Annotated in this window: 14 protein-coding genes; 6 read left to right on the top strand and 8 right to left on the bottom strand. The window is 72.7% G+C overall.

Annotated elements, in window-relative coordinates; genetic code table 11:
- Window positions 1-116 precede the first annotated feature (116 nt).
- Both ACFO9I_RS07930 and ACFO9I_RS07925 read left to right on the top strand, forming a co-directional pair.
- On the top strand, window positions 117-473 hold the full coding sequence (locus tag ACFO9I_RS07930; protein ID WP_379179536.1) for a GntR family transcriptional regulator: 357 nt from the start codon (window positions 117-119) through the stop codon (window positions 471-473).
- Window positions 470-1,417, top strand: coding sequence for a DUF1648 domain-containing protein (locus ACFO9I_RS07925; RefSeq protein WP_379179534.1), 948 nt, complete (start codon window positions 470-472; stop codon window positions 1,415-1,417). The genes ACFO9I_RS07930 and ACFO9I_RS07925 overlap by 4 nt, the downstream gene beginning before the upstream one ends.
- Here ACFO9I_RS07925 and ACFO9I_RS07920 read toward each other — a convergent pair.
- Together ACFO9I_RS07920 and ACFO9I_RS07915 are read right to left on the bottom strand one after the other, a co-directional pair.
- Window positions 1,409-2,140 carry a GAF and ANTAR domain-containing protein gene (locus ACFO9I_RS07920; RefSeq protein ID WP_379179532.1) on the bottom strand — a complete coding sequence of 244 codons (732 nt, stop codon included), beginning with the start codon at window positions 2,138-2,140 and terminating at the stop codon, window positions 1,409-1,411. The two genes, ACFO9I_RS07925 and ACFO9I_RS07920, sit on opposite strands and share 9 nt — an antisense overlap.
- Before the next feature lie 173 nt (window positions 2,141-2,313).
- Window positions 2,314-3,252 carry a PAS domain S-box protein gene (locus ACFO9I_RS07915; RefSeq protein ID WP_379179530.1) on the bottom strand — a complete coding sequence of 313 codons (939 nt, stop codon included), beginning with the start codon at window positions 3,250-3,252 and terminating at the stop codon, window positions 2,314-2,316.
- A 244-nt stretch (window positions 3,253-3,496) separates the two neighbouring features.
- Between ACFO9I_RS07915 and ACFO9I_RS07910 the strand changes: the two genes are divergently transcribed.
- Window positions 3,497-3,982, top strand: a complete 486-nt coding sequence (locus ACFO9I_RS07910) for a GNAT family N-acetyltransferase (protein ID WP_379179528.1) — start codon at window positions 3,497-3,499, stop codon at window positions 3,980-3,982.
- Window positions 3,983-4,087: 105 nt separating this feature from the next.
- Here the strand turns inward: ACFO9I_RS07910 and ACFO9I_RS07905 are convergent, their stop codons facing one another.
- Window positions 4,088-5,488 (bottom strand): HNH endonuclease signature motif containing protein, encoded by a 1,401-nt coding sequence (locus ACFO9I_RS07905; RefSeq protein WP_379179526.1) that lies wholly within the window; start codon window positions 5,486-5,488, stop codon window positions 4,088-4,090.
- A 450-nt stretch (window positions 5,489-5,938) separates the two neighbouring features.
- Between ACFO9I_RS07905 and ACFO9I_RS07900 the strand changes: the two genes are divergently transcribed.
- Window positions 5,939-8,317 carry a malectin domain-containing carbohydrate-binding protein gene (locus ACFO9I_RS07900; protein WP_379179524.1) on the top strand — a complete coding sequence of 793 codons (2,379 nt, stop codon included), beginning with the start codon at window positions 5,939-5,941 and terminating at the stop codon, window positions 8,315-8,317.
- 71 nt (window positions 8,318-8,388) lie between these two features.
- Here ACFO9I_RS07900 and ACFO9I_RS07895 read toward each other — a convergent pair whose 3' ends face one another.
- A complete protein-coding gene (locus tag ACFO9I_RS07895) occupies window positions 8,389-8,832 on the bottom strand; it encodes an ester cyclase (RefSeq protein ID WP_379179522.1) in 444 nt (147 codons plus the stop codon).
- Between the two features lie 138 nt (window positions 8,833-8,970).
- Here ACFO9I_RS07895 and ACFO9I_RS07890 point away from each other — a divergent pair, with 138 nt between their 5' ends.
- Entirely contained in the window at window positions 8,971-9,195 is a 225-nt protein-coding gene (locus ACFO9I_RS07890; RefSeq protein ID WP_379179520.1) for a hypothetical protein, read from the top strand.
- A gap of 67 nt (window positions 9,196-9,262) precedes the next feature.
- Here ACFO9I_RS07890 and ACFO9I_RS07885 read toward each other — a convergent pair whose 3' ends face one another.
- Window positions 9,263-9,907 carry a class F sortase gene (locus ACFO9I_RS07885; protein ID WP_379179518.1) on the bottom strand — a complete coding sequence of 215 codons (645 nt, stop codon included), beginning with the start codon at window positions 9,905-9,907 and terminating at the stop codon, window positions 9,263-9,265.
- Between the two features lie 7 nt (window positions 9,908-9,914).
- Window positions 9,915-10,742: a DUF4397 domain-containing protein gene (locus ACFO9I_RS07880; protein ID WP_379179516.1), complete on the bottom strand. Its 828-nt coding sequence runs from the start codon at window positions 10,740-10,742 to the stop codon at window positions 9,915-9,917.
- Between the two features lie 203 nt (window positions 10,743-10,945).
- Here ACFO9I_RS07880 and ACFO9I_RS07875 point away from each other — a divergent pair, with 203 nt between their 5' ends.
- Window positions 10,946-11,725: a hypothetical protein gene (locus ACFO9I_RS07875; protein WP_379179514.1), complete on the top strand. Its 780-nt coding sequence runs from the start codon at window positions 10,946-10,948 to the stop codon at window positions 11,723-11,725.
- A 20-nt stretch (window positions 11,726-11,745) separates the two neighbouring features.
- On the opposite strand, the gene ACFO9I_RS07870 is transcribed toward ACFO9I_RS07875, so the two are convergent.
- Window positions 11,746-12,492: a laminin G domain-containing protein gene (locus ACFO9I_RS07870; RefSeq protein ID WP_379179512.1), complete on the bottom strand. Its 747-nt coding sequence runs from the start codon at window positions 12,490-12,492 to the stop codon at window positions 11,746-11,748.
- 125 nt (window positions 12,493-12,617) lie between these two features.
- Window positions 12,618-16,346 carry a SpoIIE family protein phosphatase gene (locus ACFO9I_RS07865; protein ID WP_379179510.1) on the bottom strand — a complete coding sequence of 1,243 codons (3,729 nt, stop codon included), beginning with the start codon at window positions 16,344-16,346 and terminating at the stop codon, window positions 12,618-12,620.
- Window positions 16,347-16,451: the final 105 nt, after the last annotated feature.

The raw sequence follows: 16,451 nt of genomic DNA, 5'->3' as shown, positions 1-16,451 counted from the left end.
ATCATCCACGTCCCGGAGGGTCTCGGTCGACTTTGCCCACGACTGGCGGCGAGCCTGCTGAGGGTAAGGGCGAAAAGATGTGCAGTAGTTTAGATTGTTCTAGTACGATATGAACTATGTTGTTCCGTGTGGATCCCGACAGCCCGCTCGGGCTGGCCGGCCAGATCGCCGCCCAGGTCCGCAGCGCCGTCGCCGACGGGTCGTTGCGGCCGGGCGAGAAGCTGCCGGCCGCGCGCGAGCTGGCGTCGGGCCTCGACATCAACATGCACACCGTGCTGCGCGCCTATGCCGACCTGCGCGACGAGGGTCTGATCGACCTCCGCCGTGGGCGGGGGGCGCACGTGGTGGCCGCGCCGGAGACCCCGTGGGCGGCGCGGCTGGAGCAGCAGGTCCGAGACCTGGTGGAGACAGCGAACCGGATGGGGCTCGACGCCGACGAGCTCGTCGAACGAATCAGGAGGGCAACGGCATGAGCAGGGCAGCACGAAAGGTCGTCACCGGGGGGCTCGTCGGCCTCGCACCGATCGCGGTGGTGGTGGCGCGGTCCGCGACGGCGGGGAACCTGCCCGACCCGGTGCCGACCCACTGGGACCTGCACGGGCGGGCCGACGACTCAGTGGGGCTGGCCGTCCTCTTCACGACCTGTCTGCTGGTCGCCACCGGGCTCTGGCTGGCCACGACCGTCCTGGCCTTCCGGTCCCGCGAGGACCGGACCGACCGGACGCTCGTCGCCGCGGGCGCCTGGGCGGCCTGGCTCGCCGCGATGGTGTTCGTGGTGCCGGTCGCGACGGCGTACGGCGAGGCGCGCGCGGCCGACGTACGCGTCGAGCCGGTGTGGCTGGCCGCGTTGGTGCTGGCTCCGACCCTCGTCGCCGCGCTGGTGTGGCGGCTGCAGCCGGTCACCCTGCGCCCGCGTCGGGCCGGGGCGGCGCCGGCCACGCCGCTGACCCTCCGGGACGGCGAGCGGGCCACGTGGGTGGGGCGGTCCTCCTCGAGCGTGCTGATGGGGGTGGCAGCCGTGCTGGTGGTCGTGTCGGTGTTCCTGGTCTTCACCGCGTGGCCGGTGGCGAACGTCGTGGCCCTGGTGGCCCTGGCGGTGTTCTGGACCCACGTCGTCACCGTCCGGGTGGACGACAGCGGGGTGACCACGTCGTGGGGGCCGGCCCGCTGGCCGCGGGTGCGGGTGCCGCTCGAGCAGCTCGAGGGCGCGCGGGCCGAGGAGATCGAGCCGCGCCGCTGGGGCGGCTGGGGCTACCGGTTCAGCAGCCGCGGCCGGGCGGTGGTCACCCGGCGCGGGCCGGGCGTCGTCCTGGAGCTGCGGGACGGGTCGGCGTTCGCCGTCACCGTCGACGGGGCGGCGGAGGCGGCCGACCTCGTCAACGCCCTCGTCGAGCGGGACGCGCGCTGCTCACGCTGATGGCCCGTCGGCCGGGCCGTTCCCGGGTCGGCCGGCTCCCCGGGGGCGGGCGTTCGCCTCGCTGACGAGCTCGCGGGCGATGTCGCGCAGCTTGACGTTGCGGCTCGACGAGAGCCGGACGAGATACCGGAACGCCATCTCCTCGTCCAGCTCGAACCGCTCCATCGCCACGCCGACCGCCTGCCCGATCAGCTTGCGGGTCCGCAGGGCCGCCTTGAGGTTGTCCTCGCGGGTGGACCGCTCGACGGCGACCGCCGCGTGGCTGGCGAGCAGGGTGAGCATGAGCACCAGATCGGGGTCGACCGTGTCGGCCTCGGTCAGGTAGAGGTTGATCGCGCCCCAGGTCCGCTCCTCGACGCAGAGGCGCACCGCCACCTGGGCGAGGACGCCGTGCCCGACCGCGACGGGGACGTACGCCGGCCAGCGCTGGTCGCGGGCGATCCGGTCGACGCAGACCACCGGGTCGGCGGCGAGCGCGTCGATCCCGGGCCCCTCGCCCAGCTCGTGCTGGGCGTGGTCGAGCTCGGCGACGAGGTCGTCGGACGCGGCCCTCGTCTCGGCGGCGTCGCGGCGCAGGAGAGTGACGCCGACGTGGTGGCCCGCAGGCAGGCAGGAGGTCAGGAAGTCGACGACGGCGGCGAGCGTCGAGTCGAGGTCACCCGGGGCGTTGATGTCGCGTGCCGCACGGGCGAGGAGGGTGGCGAGGTCCGGGCGCGTGCCCACGTTGGTCGTCTCCGCGTGAGGGGTGTGCCATGCGCGAGAGGACGGGCGTGTCGAGCCTGGGAGATCCAGGGGCGGGGCCCGTTGCGCGGGCTGTTCTTCCAACCCCGGGTGCGGATCGTATCCCAGGACTCAGGCGCGGTGGTCACAGCTGTCACCGGCGCGTCGTGGTCGACTCATGACGGCCCTTCACTCTCGCCGGGATCGGCCGGGTCCAGCTCGTCGGCCAGCACCCGCCGGGACACGTCCTGCAGGGACTGGTGGTGCCGGCGACCGTGCTGGACCAGCCGCTGGTACGCCGCGTCCTGGGTGATCCCGTGCCGACCGGCGAGGAAGCCGGTGGCCCGCTCCACGACCAGCCGCGACTGCAGCGCGGTCTCCATCCGGGCCACCCGCTCCTCCGCGGACTCGTCCTCTGTGTGGGCGAGGCTGCGGCGCAGGTTGCACACGACGCCCCGGACGTAGGGGTCGTCGAGGAAGTTGGTGAGGGCCGCCTCGGCCCACGCCCAGCCGTCGCCGCGGCGTACCCGCACCTCGTGCGCGGGCCGGGCCCCCGGCTGGCGGACCGCGTCGGAGAGGTAGACCGCCAGCGCTGCCCGGTCGTCGGGGTGCAGCAGCGGGACCAGCGAGGAGCCGACCACCTCGTTCTCCTCCCAGCCGAACAGCTGCTTCACGGCGGGGCTGGCGTAGGTGATGACGGCGTCGGACCGCAGGACCAGTGCGGCGTCGGTCGATCGCTCGAGCAGCGGCTGCAGGGCGGTGCCGAGGTTGGTCGAGACACCGATGATGGCGACCAGCTCCCCGGACCGGTAGACGCCCGAGTCGGTCACGAGTGCGGTGAACAGGGTGCCGTCCTTGCGGCGCACCGGGAAGCCCCCGGACCACGGCACCCCGGCGCGCAGGGCGTCCATGATCTCCTCGGCGACCTCCAGGGCCAGGTCGGGCACGCAGAGCGACGCGATGTTCTCGCCGACGGCCTCCTCCGTGGTCCAGCCGTACAGCCGCTCGGCGGCGGGGTTCCAGGCGAGGATGGTGCCGTCGAGCCGGGTCGTGATCACGGCCTGGCCCAGCGCAGCGAGCTGGTCGGCGGGATCGATGGTGGGTTCGCCACTCATGACCCGATCCTCGGGTCCGGAATCGGCTCCGGTGAGTGCCGAAGGGCTCTGATGCTGGGGGACGTACATGGTCGCCCCGCTCACTGACGGCGCGCGATCGTCGTGGTCAACCTTCTTCTTCCCTACGGTCGGGGCGTGGACAGCCCGGTGGGGTGCCGGTCGAAGGTAGGGCCGCGGCGAGTTCGAATCTCAGGGCCGTTGTTCCCTTGATACCCAGAATTGGGGATGCCCTGCCCCAGGATTCGTGAGCCCGGCCGTGCCGGCGGTGCTTGCCTTCGAGCTGGCGAACAGGGCCTACTTCTCCGCCTCGATCTCCGACCGTGGGGACGAGTACTTCGACGAGTTCGCCGACCGGCTCGGCGCCTTGTTGGCCGAGCAAGCAGCCGGCCAAGGCGCCTTCTACGTGCTCGTCGGCGAGGACGGCTCCGTCCTGGGCCGGTTCAACCTGTACGACGTCCAGGACGGAGGTGCCGACCTCGGCTACCGGGTGGCGCAGCACGTCGCCGGCCGCGGCGTGGCGACCAGGGCCGTCCGGGAGCTGTGCGGCCTGGCGGTCTCCCGGCACGGGCTTCACAGGCTGCGAGCGGCAGCAGCCCGCGACAACGTCGCTTCACGACGGGTCCTGCTGAAGGTCGGGTTCGTCGAGGTGACCGAGGCCGAGCCGGTCGAGCTCGGCCGCAGGCCGGGTGTCCGTTACGAGTGCCACCTGGGCAGCCCCCGCTCGGGCTGACCTCGACGCGGGGCTTTCTCTCGAAGGCCCGGTAGGGCAGCACGGCAGGCCCGATCGCCCGGTGGGTGCCGGGTGGTCGGGACTGCGGGTGCTGTCCGGTGTGGGTCAGTTGGTGTCGAGGCGGATGGTGCCGTGGGGGGTGACGAGGTAGGTGCGGCCGTGGGGGCCGTGCCATTCGTAGTTGCCGTCGGGTCGGCGTCGGTAGCGCCAGCGGCCACTGGTCTTGCAGCGGTGATGTCGCCGGCAGAGTGGGGCGAGTCGGTCGGGTGTGGTCTGGCCCGGTGATCCGCCCTCGTCCATCGGGATATAAGGGTCGATGTGGTCGAGGTCGGACCGTCTGGCGTCGATCTGGCACCAGGGGAAGACGCAGTGGCCGTCGCGGAGGATGACCAGCTCGGCCATCCACGGGGGCGGGTCGTGCTGGTCCACCGCCACCGCCACCGTCGAGGCGAGGTCGATGACCGGCAGGACGGTCACCCTCGAACGGCCGACCCAGTCCTTGATCAGGTCGATGGTCGCGGCGCCGAGCCGCTCGACGGTGCCGGTCACCGTCCCGCTGGTGCCGGGCTCGGTGGTGGTGCAGCTGGTGGCGAGGTCGGCCAGGGAGAGGTGGAGGTAGAGCCGGGTCTTGGGCGGCCGCGGCCTCGCGGCCACCGATGCGCCCGCACGGTCCGTGTCCTGGTCGGGGTGCTGTCCGGTGTCGGGTCCGGTGAGGGAGAGGAGGTCGAGGGTGGCCTGCTGGGCGGCGATGACGCCGAGGGCTTTGGCCTTGCGGATCTCGAGGTCGTCCTGGTCGCCCAGGGCCTTGAGCTGGGCGGCCTGGTCGCAGACCAGGTCGTGGAAGGCGGTGAGGTCGAGGGTGTCGCCGGCGACGTCGAGGTAGGAGGTGCCGTCGAACCGGCCGGGGTGGTCGTGGCGCAGGGTGACGTGCCACCCGTTGCGGCCTTTCTTCTCCTGCTGGGCGATCAGGTCGGGGTCGAACGTGGCGATCGCGTGCGCCGCGGTGGTCTCGACCGCCTTCCACCCGCACGAGGACAACCGCGGGGCGAGCTGCTCGTCGACGTACGCGGCTCCGGCCTTGGAGAGCCGGTGGGTGGCCTGGGCGACCTGCCGGGCCCGGTACGGCTCCACCGCCAGCTGCTCGACGAGTCGCCAGATCCGGGGCAGCCGGAACTGCAGGTCCAGCGCGTCGGCGATCAGCGCCATACCTGCTTGGGTGGAGATCCCCAGGGTCGCGGCGACCGGCTCGGGCGCGAACGCCGCCACCGTCGGGGTCCCCTCCCCGCCCAGGGACTCGTCGGTGAGCAGGACACTGGGACCGCCCCAGGTCGCGACCCCCGTGTCCGCGGTGGCGGGGTGCAGCACCGCCCACTGCAGGGCCAGCCGGAGCTTGCCGCGCTCCTCGGCACGGGCGCCCTGCCGGCGGATCTCGAGGAGCTCGAGCACGCCGTCCGCGTCGAGGTCGTCGACCTCGACCGGGTCCCAGTTGGCGCCTGTTTCGAACATGTGTCCATGGTCTCATCGACCACCGACACTCACCCCCCGAGTAGGGCCCGATCCGGGGGTGCTGGGGAAATCCGAAGGTAAAACTTTCGGGTGCGGAAACCCGCCGGGAGCCGCCCACCGCAGCCCGCAAGCCGGGAGGCGACCGCAGCCCAGGGCGTACCCCTCCCCGTAGCTGCCAAGAACCGCAACCAGGAGCGACCCGCAAGCCACTGCACGGGCGGCCCGCTCGCGATCGACCGCATGGGGGGCACTTACCCAAAGGCAGTGATGCCCGGGGTCTCCGGCGTCCGTACCTTCGGTGACGGTGGGCGCCTCGATGGGATCTCCGCACTGGAGGACGGGGCGCGTGAGGGGATTCGAATGCACTCAAGCTTGCTGCGCCGCGCGACCGCGCTTCTCGCCGTATCGGCCCTGGCAGTTCTCGGCTTCGAGGCCGGTCCTGCCGGGGCCGTGAACGCTGATCACGGCAACAGGATCGTCTCGGTCGACCCGGTGCGGGGCACCCCGCACGTGATGGACGGCGCGGTGCTGGCCATCACCCAGGTCGGGAACAGGGTCATCGCCGCCGGCACCTTCACGAAGGTCAGCCCGGCGGACACCTACACCGACACCAGCGACGACATCACCCGCAACGGGATGTTCGCCTTCGACGCGACCACCGGCGCCATCGACATGGCCTTCAACCCCAACATCGGGGGCGAGGTCCGCTCGGTCGACACCGACGGCACGTCCATCTACGCGGCGGGGTCGTTCAAGTCCGTGGGCGGCAAGACCGGCTTCAAGCGCCTGGTCAAGCTCGACCTGACCGGTACGCCGGTGACCAACTTCAAGGCCGTGCCGAGCGCCACGACCAACGAGGTCGTGGTCCGCGGGGGCCGGGTCTACGTCGGCGGCGGCTTCACCTCGATCAAGTCGCGCACGGTCACCTACCCGGTGGCCCACCTCGCCGCGCTCGACCCCGAGCGGGGCACACCCACGAACGTCGTGAGCGCCACCTTCGCCGGCGTCTACAACCCCTCGGCCAGCAACCCCGGGACCACGAACGTCCGGCACTTCGACGTGACGGCCGACGGGTCGCGGCTGATCGCGATCGGCAACTTCGCCACGGTCAACGGCGCGGCGCACAACCAGATCGTCATGCTCGACACCAGCGGTGCCACGGCCTCGGTGATGCCGTGGTCGACCAACCGGTTCGACCGCAGCCACAGCGTCTGCGCCGGTGTCTTCGACACCTTCACCCGTGACGTCGACTTCTCCCCGGACGGCAGCTACTACGTCGTGACCACGACCGGCGCGTTCGCGGGTGGTGCGGGCTCGAGCACGATGTGCGACACCAGCTCCCGCTGGGAGACCGACCAGACCGGCAACGACCCGACCTGGATCGACTACACCGGCGGCGACACGACGTTCGGCCTCGCGGTCACCGGGGCAGCGGTGTACGTCGGTGGCCACATGCGCTGGGAGAACAACCCCTTCCAGGGTGACCAGGCCGGCCCCGGCGCGGTCCCGCGCGAGGGCATCGCGGCGCTGGACCCGGTCAACGGCCTGCCGCTCTCCTGGAACCCCGGGCGCGACCGCGGTGTGGGCGCGCAGGCGCTCTTCGCCACCGGTCAGGGCCTGTGGGTCGGCAGCGACACCACGCTGTTCCACAACCAGCGGCGCGGGCGGATCGCCTTCGTCCCGCTGGCCGGTGGGAGCACGATCCCCGACACGCCCCAGGCCACCCTGCCGAACGACCTGTTCGGGATGGGCCAGGGCACTGCGCCGGCCAACGTCCTCTACCGCTACAACGCCGGTGGCTCCACGGTCGCGGCGACCGACGGCGGCCCCAGCTGGGTCAACCCTCCCGGCAACCGGCTCAGCGGCGGCAGCAACGCGACGTACACGACGCCGGTGACCCTGGACAGCACGGTCCCGGCCTCGACCCCGCCGCAGATCTTCCTCAGCGAGCGCTACGGGCAGCAGGACTGGAACCTCCCGGTCACCGCGGGCACCCCGATCACGGTCCGGCTCTACTTCGCCAACCAGTACGCCGGCACGTCGCAGCCGGGCCAGCGGGTCTTCAACGTGCTCATCGACAACGTGGCCCGGCTGTCCAACTTCGACATCGTGGCGGCCGCCGGTGACAAGACGGGCACCATGCGGGAGTTCTCGATCGTCAGCGACGGCAACGTCGACATCGACCTGCGCAACGTCACCGACAACGCCCTGGTCAACGGCGTCGAGATCCTCAACAACAACGCCGCGGGCGGTTCGCCGGGCACCCTCCAGCGCCGTAGCGTCGACGCGTCGGGAGCCCCCACCGGGGCGGCCACGACGGTCGACTCCACGGTGGACTGGTCGAAGGTGCGCGGTGCGTTCCTGCTCAACGGCACCCTCTACTACGGCCTGTCGGACGCTGCGCTCTACAAGCGGAGCTTCGACGCCGCCACCGGCACGTTCGGTTCGCAGAGCGCCGTGAACCTCTACGACGACCCGGACAACGGCGCCAGGATCCCGTTCGCGATCTCGACGATGACGGGCATGTTCTACGACCCGGCGCTGCACCGGATCTACTACACGGTGTCCGGCGACACCCGGCTCTTCTACCGGTACTTCACCCCGGAGAGCGAGGTCGTGGGTGCGCAGACCTTCACCGCGGACGCGGGCGGCGTCAGCTTCAGCGCGGTCGCGGGCATGACGCTGGCGAGCGGCAGGATCCTGTACGGCTCGAGCGACGGTGCGCTCCGCTCGGTGCCGTTCTCGGGCGGCCGCGTGACCGGTACGCCCACGGTGCTCAGCTCGGACGGCACCTGGAAGTTCCGGGGGCTCTTCCTCAAGAACGGCTGAGCAAGAACGGCTGAGCCCGGACGACCGGTGAGCGTGGGGGCGGCCGGGGCAGGTGCCGGTTGCTGTCGGGATTACTTCTGGGTGATGGCCTTCATCTCGGGGCTGAGCCCGAGCTGCGCCATCATCGATCCGGTGTCGAAGTAGCTCCGCATGCTCCGGATCTTGCCGTCCTCGAACTCCATCACGTCGCAGAGCTCGAGGGTCATCGAGCGCCCGGTGGCCGGGAAGTCGCCCATGCTGGTCCGCAGGGTCCCGGTGTGGGTGCCGCGGCCGGTGAACTCGACGACGACGTGCTCGCCCTCACCGATCACCCGGTTCACCGTCACCAGGCCGTCGGGGAAGGCCTCCGCCCACATCGAGTTGTACGTGCGCGACCCCTCCGGGCCCTCGAACGTGTCGCCCGAGCCGACGATGGTGATCGTGCCCCCGGGCGCCGTGGCGTCCGCGATCTCGTCGAAGTTCCGCTCGTTCCATGCCTCGTGGATCTCGCGTGCGAGGCTCGTGTTGTCTGTCATCTCATGGCTCCGCTCTGACACCTGCCTGCCCGCCCTCCATCGACGCTAGACCGGCCGGATTTGGGCGGCAATGGGCCGTTTGGGCCCTGTTGGGAGGGGGAAGCCTCCCTGTCGCGGGGAAGTGAGATGGGAGCTTCCATGTTCAAGTCGCGGTTCATGCCCTGTCCGGAGTGCGGCGCCTCGGTCGACCTCTCGAGGTCGGGGGAGCACGCGTGCTCCCCCGAGCAGCGGGCCGAGTTCCAGATGCAGCTGCTCCGGGACGAGGTCGCGCACCTCGAGACCGGGTTCCAGCGCTTCCTCACCACCGCCGAGGGCCAGTTCGAGTCCTGGCTCGCGGCCCGCCGGGTGCGCACCGCCAGCTGACCGACGAGCCGGGCGTCGTCGAGCCGGGCGCCGAGCCGGGCGTCGAGGCCGGCCCACGGGTGCCGGCTCAGCGCCCACCGACGGGTCGGGCCACCACGACCACGTTGTCCTGGTAGCCGCCGCGGGAGGCGTCGTACTCGCCGCCGCAGGTGATGAGCACCAGCCGACCCTCTCCTCCGGCGGAGAACACCACCGACCGGCGGGTCAGGTCGGCGCGAGGGACCAGCCGCACCGAGGCGACCCGGTAGCGCTGCACCAGGTGGGCCCCGACCAGGCGGACCTCGTCGCCCGGCCGGGCGGACAGCAGCTCGGCGGCGGGCCCCACGCCCTGGGTGAACGAGTCGACGTGAGAGGCCAGCACGATGCTGCCGAACGGGTCCCCGAGACGTGAGCCACCCGTCCACCAGCCCGCCCTGCGGATGTCGTCGGGGACCGCCAGCGCTCCGTCGGGCCGGGTCCCGGCGGGGTCGACGGGCAGCACCCGGCCGCTGGGGAGGGTGACCCGGACCGGCGGCTCGGGCCGGACCTGGCTGGCCGCGGCGGACGCGACGACAGCAGGTCCGGGCGTCCCCGCGGTCCCGGGGGGCGACGGGAGGGCAGGTGCCGGTCCGGTGGCCGGAGAGGCGCTCGGCACCGAGGACGACGACGTGGCGGAGCAGCCGCCCAGCAGCACGGAGAGGCTCAGGATCGTGAAAAGGACCGGGTTCGGCACGGGACCCCTAGCGGGCCGGCCACCAGCCGGGCAGCCCTCCGCGCAGCGCGACCAGCGACCACCACAGCGCCAGGCGGGTCCCGTCGACGGAGCCGTCCAGCCGGACCAGCCCGGCCGCGCCGGTGTCCACAGCGGCCGGTCGTTCGCCGGTGGTGGGCACCGGCAGGGTCTGGACGACGGCGTCCATGGTGCCGTCCCGGGGCGCACCGATCGCGAACACGCGGGTCAGCTGGCCCGCCGCGACGGGGAGGTCGAGCGGACCGAGCAGGGGGTCCCCGCCGCCGGTGGGCACCACGGCGACCTCGTAGGTGCTCGTCGGCACCACGGCGCTCACGAACTCGCCGTTGGCGATGTTGGTGAACAGCGTCTGGCCGTCCGCGACGATGTCGGCGGGAGGTACGACTGCCGTGTGCGCGACCGTCAGCCGGCCCTTGCCGGGCCCGACCGCGGAGACGTCGTTGGCGAAGACCGTGACCACCGGCCGGTCGGCCGCGTCGGCGGGCCAGTGCAGGACCACGTCCTGGCTGCCCGAGGTGTCGACCGCGGAGGAGACCTCCCAGTCGTCGGTGCGGAAGGTGAAGCGGTGGCTGCCGGGCGAGAGGTCGAGCGACCCCACGACCTGCTTGGCAGCGACCCCGGACCGGATCTCGTCGCCGTCGACGAGCACGTCGACCGAGGCGCCGGGGACGCCCTGGACGACGTAGGTGCCGGCGGCCGGTGCAGCAGCTGCGGAGGTGGGGGAGGTGGCGCCGGCCGGAGTGCCGGCGACCACCACGGTCGTCAGGGCCGCGAGGCCGATCAGCAGGGAGGTCCGGTGAGAGGTGGATGCGGACATGCGGGATCACAGCTCCGGGGAAGGCCCGAGACGGATCGGGAAGGGGAGACGGATCGGGTCCCGAGCCTCGAGGCCCGTGCTCGTGGCGTGGCTGGCCGCGGCGGTCCCCCCGCGGGCCGCTCGCCCGGGACCACTGTAGGAGTCGCCCGGAGCCTTGTCACCGGGTGCTGGACCAGGTGGCGCCGGCACGAGGAGGTGGCGTGATGAGGACGGCCGGAGCGCCCGAGCCGCTCTCCCAGGACACACTCCGACGGGCGCCTTCCCACTCCTCGCGCGCCGCCCGGGTCGGAGTCCACGCGGCGCGCCGGCGACCGCCCTGGGCGGCCCCGCTCGCGGCCGTCGTCGTGGTCGTGCTCGCGGTGGCTTCGTGGCAGCTGCTCCGGCTGCTGCCCGGCGGCCCGTCGGCACCGTCCGCGGCCGACACCGCCGTGGCCGACGGGACCGCCGGGCAGGTGGGGGTGACCAGCCAGGTCAGCATCGACGACGCGGGCGCCGTGCACGTGGTCGAGACGCTCACCTTCCCCAGCGCCCGCACGCGGCTCGACCTCGCCGTGCCGCGCCGGGGTGGCGTGGGGGAGCAGCTCCGGCCGGTGCTCGGCTCGGTCGTGCTCCGCGCACCGGGCCCGCTCCGCGACGTCGGGCCGCTCGACGTCGGCGACCAGACCACGCTCCGGCTCGACGCGCCGGCCACGCGCGTCGTCGTCGAGTACGACGCCAGCGGCGTCGTGGCCCGGTCCGGTGACGCCTCCAACCCGGAACGGGCCCTGGCCCTCGTCACCCCGCTGGTCGTGCTCGAGGCGGGCGGGCTGCCGTCGACGGTGCACGTGCGGTCGGTGAAGGTGCTCAACGTCGGCTGCCTGCACCGCGGTGAGCTGTCCGGCTGCGGCACCCGCACCCGGGGAGGGTGGACGGTCGAGACCAGCGGCGGCGAGGGGGGCGAGCCCTCCGACGTCTTCGCGCAGGTCAACCTCGCGGTGCCCTGACCCCGGTCAGCGGTGCAGGGTCAGGCGGGGCGCCGGGCGTACCGGATGAACACGTTGTCCATGCGGCCGTGGTACTGGTCCACCCGCCCGGGGCCGAGCTTCTTGCCGCCGATCCGCACCGGCAGGTCGTTGGACACCCTGCCGGTGGCGCCCTGGGTCCGGGCCCGGACCTTCCCGTCGACCCGGAGGACGACTCCCGTGGCCTTCCGCTTGCAGACGACCCGGTGCCACTGCCGGTCGGTGATGCGGTGGTCCCACAGCGCGATCGCGCGACCGTCGAAGCCGCTCACCACGCAGCTCGGACGGCCCAGGTCCACCTGCAGCTTGATCTGCCCTCCGGCGGTGCGGTAGTAGCCCTTCTGGATCAGGTTGGAGTGGTGGGCCTCCTGCGAGGCCGACATCCGGATGTCCGCACCGAACCGGATGTTGCGCTGCCGCGGGTCGAGCCTGCGCCGGTCGGCGACCTCGATGATCGCGGCGCCGCAGCCTGCACAGGAACCGGGGTACTGGGCAGCGGCCTTCTTGACCCCCCGGACCCGCGTCAGGCGTCCACCGTCCGCGGTGCGGACGACCCCGTCGTACCGGCCGGCCGCGTTGTGGACCCGGCTCCCGGGCCGCAGCGTGTCGTGGTTGAAGGTGAGCTTCAGGACGGCGCGGGCCCGTGGCTGCGCAGCGGTCGGGGCCGAGCCGAGCGAGCTGGCCGTGGCCGTGCCCCCTGCGAGCAGCAGCAGGACGGCGAGAAGCACCCCGGGTGGGCGAGCGCGCATGAGAACCCCCAGATGTCGCGGACGATGGCTAGAACCTGCTCCCTCGCGGGGTCCCGCGCAACGAGAGGCGCCCGACGTACCCCGTGTGGGGTACGCCGGGTCGGCGCGCCGGGCCGCCGGCGCCCTCAGGACAGCAGCGAGAGCACGCACCACACCGTCTTCCCGACCTCGGTGGGCCGGGAGCCCCAGCGGTCGGCGAGAGCGGCCACGATCTGCAGGCCACGACCGTGCTCGTCCTGGACGCCGGGTCGCTGCTTGCGCGGCTCGTAGCTGGCGCGGTCGTGGACCTCGATGCGGATCTCGGCGTCGTCGCCGCTGACCCGCAGCTCGACCGGTGGCACGGCGTGCAGGGCGGCGTTGGTCAGCAGCTCGCTGGTCACCAGCATCGCGTCGTCGACGACGTGCTCGGGAACCCCGGCGCGGCGCAGCTGTCGGGCGACGGCGCGCCGGGCGTGCGAGATGTCGATCGCGCGATCGCGGAACGACAGCCGGAGCCCCGGCCGGGTCGCCGCCGTGTCGACGCGGGCGACCAGCACGGCGACGTCGTCGTCGGGCCCCTCGGGCAGCCGCTCGCGCACCAGTGCCTCGGGGGCGTCCGACAGCGGGCCGGCCAGCCCCGTCGTCAGGCTGCGCAGCGACTCGATGCCCGACTCGAGGTCGTCGCCCCGGCGCTCGACCAGCCCGTCGGTGTAGAGCACCACCGTGGCGCCCGGCGCGAGCGTGACGTCACTCTGGTGGAGGTTGTAGAGGCCCACGCCCAGGGGTGGGTCGTCGGTCGACGGGAGGACCGTCGCGCCCTCGACCGGGTCGACGACGATCGGCGGCAGGTGACCGGCGTTGGCGAAGCGCAGGCTCCGGTCCACGGGGTCGAAGACGGCGTACAGGCAGGTGACGATCTGGTCGGCACCGAGGTCGCGGACGATGCCGTCGAGGAACTCCAGCAGGTCTGCCGGCGGCAGGTCGAGCCGCGCGTAGGCGCGGACCGCGGACCGCAGCTGCCCCATGACCGCGGCCGCCTGCACACCGCGCCCCATGACGTCGCCGACCACGAGGGCGGTGCGCCCCCCGCCGAGCTCGATCACGTCGTACCAGTCACCGCCGACCTGGGTGCCCTCGACACCGGCCCGGTAGTAGGTGGCGACCTCGAGGTGCTCGAGGTCGAAGGACTGCTGGGGCAGCAGGCTGCGCTGGAGCGCGTCGGCGATGGCGTGCTCCCGCGCAGCCGCCTCGGCGTCCGCCGCGGCTCGGGCCAGCGCCTCCTCGGCCGCGCGGCGCTCGGTGATGTCCTGCAGCGACCCGCGCAGGAGCGTCGCCTGCCCGGACTCGTCGCTGTCCACGACCTCCGCGTGCACGGCGACGAGCACCTCCTCGCCGTCCGGGCGGACGATCCGGGTCTCGTACCGGATGTCCTCGCCGGGCGTGGCGGAGACGAGGGTGCCGACCACCCGCGCGAGGTCGTCCGGGTGCACCACGGCCTCGACGACCCCGCGGAAGCCGAGCTCGGTGATCTCGGCGGCGCTGAGCCCGACCAGCCGGCGGTACTCCTCCGAGGTGCGGAGGCTGCCCTTCTGCAGGTCGAGCTCCCAGCTGCCGACCCGGGCGAGGCGCTGGGTCTGGTCGAGGAGCGCGCGGCTGCGCTCCAGCTGCTCCCGGCTCCGGCGGGCCCGGTCGAGCTCGAGGTTGGCATGGACGCGCGCCATCAGCTCCCGGGCGGTGAACGGCTTGACCAGGTAGTCGTCGGCGCCGGCCTCGAGTCCCTCGAGCGTGCCCTCCTCCCCGGCCCGGGCGGACAGCATCACCACCGGGATGTCGACGGTCGCCGGGTCGGCGCGCAACGCGGTGAGCAGGCCGAACCCGTCGAGGCGCGGCATCATCACGTCGGTGAGCACCAGGTCGGGAGGGTCGGCGAGCGCCTGCTCCAGCCCGTCCTGGCCGTCGACGGCAATGCCGACGTCGTACTCCTGGGCGAGCAGGCTCGAGACGTAGGTGCGGATATCGGCGTTGTCGTCGACGACCAGCACCCGCGGCCGGGCGTCGAGGGGCGTGGCGGGCAGGGGCGCGGGACCCGTGACCACGGGCCCGAGGATCTGGCTGGTCTCGACGAGGAAGCCGTCGATCACCTGCTGGGTGACCGTCGTCGACGTCGGCGCGGTGATCCGCTCGGGTGACAGGTGCGCACTGCCCAGGGGCACCCGGAACCGGAAGGTGCTCCCCTCGCCGGGCCGGCTGGTGACGTCGACGTCTCCACCGTGGAGCTGCGCGACCTCCGCCACCAGCGCCAGGCCGATGCCCGAGCCCTCGTGGGTGCGCGACCTGGCGCCCCTGACCCGCGCGAACCGTTCGAAGAGATGGGCCTGGTCGTCGAGAGGGATGCCGGCACCGGTGTCGGCGACCGACAGCACGACCATCTCGCCGTCGACGTGCAGCGCCACGGTGATGCCGCCCGCGTAGGTGAACTTCAGGGCGTTCGAGAGCAGGTTGAGCACGACCTTGCCCCACAGGTCGCGGTCGACGTACACCGGCTCCGGCAGCTCGGGGCAGTCGACCGTGAACGACAGGCCCAGGCGGGTGGCGGCGGTCTCGAACATGCTGGCCAGCTCGCGGGTGTAGCGGGCCAGGTCGACCGGCTCGAACGACGCCTCGACCCGGCCGGAGTCGAGCCGGGAGAAGTCCAGCAGCGTGTTGACCATGGTGAGCAGCCGCTGCCCGTTGCGGTGGATGACCTCCACCCGCTGGCGCTGGGTGGCGGGCAGCGGCGCCTCGGTGTCGGCCAGCGCGTCCTCGGCCGGGCCCAGCAGCAGGGTGAGGGGGGTGCGGAACTCGTGGCTGACGTTGGTGAAGAAGTCGGTCTTGGCCTGGTCGAGCGCCGCCAGGCTCTCGGCGCGGCGCTGCTCGAGCTCGAAGGCCCGCGCGTCGGTCACCGCGGACGCGAGCTGCCCGGCGACCAGCCCGAGGAAGTCGGCGTACCCGTCGTCGAGCGGACGGAACGGGTTCAGGCCCGCGACCAGGAAGCCGTACGCCGGGTTGCTGCCCTGAGCGATCGGGACCACCGCGGCCCGGGCCGGGGGCCGCTGCCAGCCGCCCGACGGGAGTGGTGGGGACACCTCCGCGAGGTCGACCGCGGCCACCGTGGGCGTGGTCGGGACGTCCCAGACCGGGTGGGCGGGGTCGTGGACGGGGGGCGCGGCCGGGTGGTCGGTGGCGAAGCCGGTCGACCCGAGCAGGCGCCCGGTCTGCTCGTCGTCGTACACGTAGACGAGCGTGAACGGCAGGTCGAGGCTGCTGTGCTCGAGCTCGGCGCACGCGCGGGCCACCGTCTCCTCGACCGAGGTGCTGCCGGCGGTGCGCAGCCCGAGGTCGCGCAGGGTCTGCATACGTCGCTGGGCGACCACCTCCTCGGTGTCCTCGCTGACCACGCACAGCATCCCGGCCACGGTGCCGTCGTCGGAGGACAGCGGGCTGTAGGAGAACGTGTGGTAGGTCTCCTCGGTGTAGCCGCTGCGCTCGAGGAAGAGCAGCAGCCGCTCGTCCCAGGTGGCCACCCCGGTGCTGATGACGTCCTCGATGCGGCCCGACACGTCCTGCCAGACCTCCGACCAGACGGTCGACGCGGGCTTGCCGAGCGCCCAGGGGTACTTCGCGCCGAGGGTGTCGCGCCGGTAGGCGTCGTTGCAGAAGAACGTGAGCTCGGGTCCCCACGCCATCCACATGGGGAACCGGGAGGAGAGCACGATCCGCACGGCGGTCTGCAGGCTGCTCGGCCACGTCTCCGGGGGACCGAGCGGGGTCGCGGCCCAGTCGACCGCGAGCATGTCCCGACCCACCTCACCGCCGCCGAGGAACGTATCGCGCACCCGGGTCTCCTCTCGGGGGTGCGGTCGCGCTGCTGCGCACCGGTAGCTGGGAGTCTAGGCCGACCCGGCCCCGGACCGGTGGCCGTTCGCCGACCCGAAACGGGC

The organism is Nocardioides sp. GCM10023255 (genome assembly GCF_042653125.1).
Lineage (GTDB): Bacteria > Actinomycetota > Actinomycetes > Propionibacteriales > Nocardioidaceae > Nocardioides.
Note: the sequence above shows the minus strand (reverse complement) of the source record. Positions and strands in the feature narration are given on the sequence as shown.

Excerpts from the sequence above, each read along its gene's own strand:
- ACFO9I_RS07930 (WP_379179536.1), top strand. The coding sequence starts at position 117 with ATGTTGTTCCGTGTGGATCCCGACAGCCCGCTCGGGCTGGCCGGCCAG.
- ACFO9I_RS07925 (WP_379179534.1), top strand. The coding sequence starts at position 470 with ATGAGCAGGGCAGCACGAAAGGTCGTCACCGGGGGGCTCGTCGGCCTC.
- ACFO9I_RS07915 (WP_379179530.1), bottom strand. The coding sequence starts at position 3,252 with ATGAGTGGCGAACCCACCATCGATCCCGCCGACCAGCTCGCTGCGCTG.
- ACFO9I_RS07905 (WP_379179526.1), bottom strand. The coding sequence starts at position 5,488 with ATGTTCGAAACAGGCGCCAACTGGGACCCGGTCGAGGTCGACGACCTC.
- ACFO9I_RS07895 (WP_379179522.1), bottom strand. The coding sequence starts at position 8,832 with ATGACAGACAACACGAGCCTCGCACGCGAGATCCACGAGGCATGGAAC.
- ACFO9I_RS07890 (WP_379179520.1), top strand. The coding sequence starts at position 8,971 with ATGTTCAAGTCGCGGTTCATGCCCTGTCCGGAGTGCGGCGCCTCGGTC.
- ACFO9I_RS07880 (WP_379179516.1), bottom strand. The coding sequence starts at position 10,742 with ATGTCCGCATCCACCTCTCACCGGACCTCCCTGCTGATCGGCCTCGCG.
- ACFO9I_RS07875 (WP_379179514.1), top strand. The coding sequence starts at position 10,946 with ATGAGGACGGCCGGAGCGCCCGAGCCGCTCTCCCAGGACACACTCCGA.
- ACFO9I_RS07870 (WP_379179512.1), bottom strand. The coding sequence starts at position 12,492 with ATGCGCGCTCGCCCACCCGGGGTGCTTCTCGCCGTCCTGCTGCTGCTC.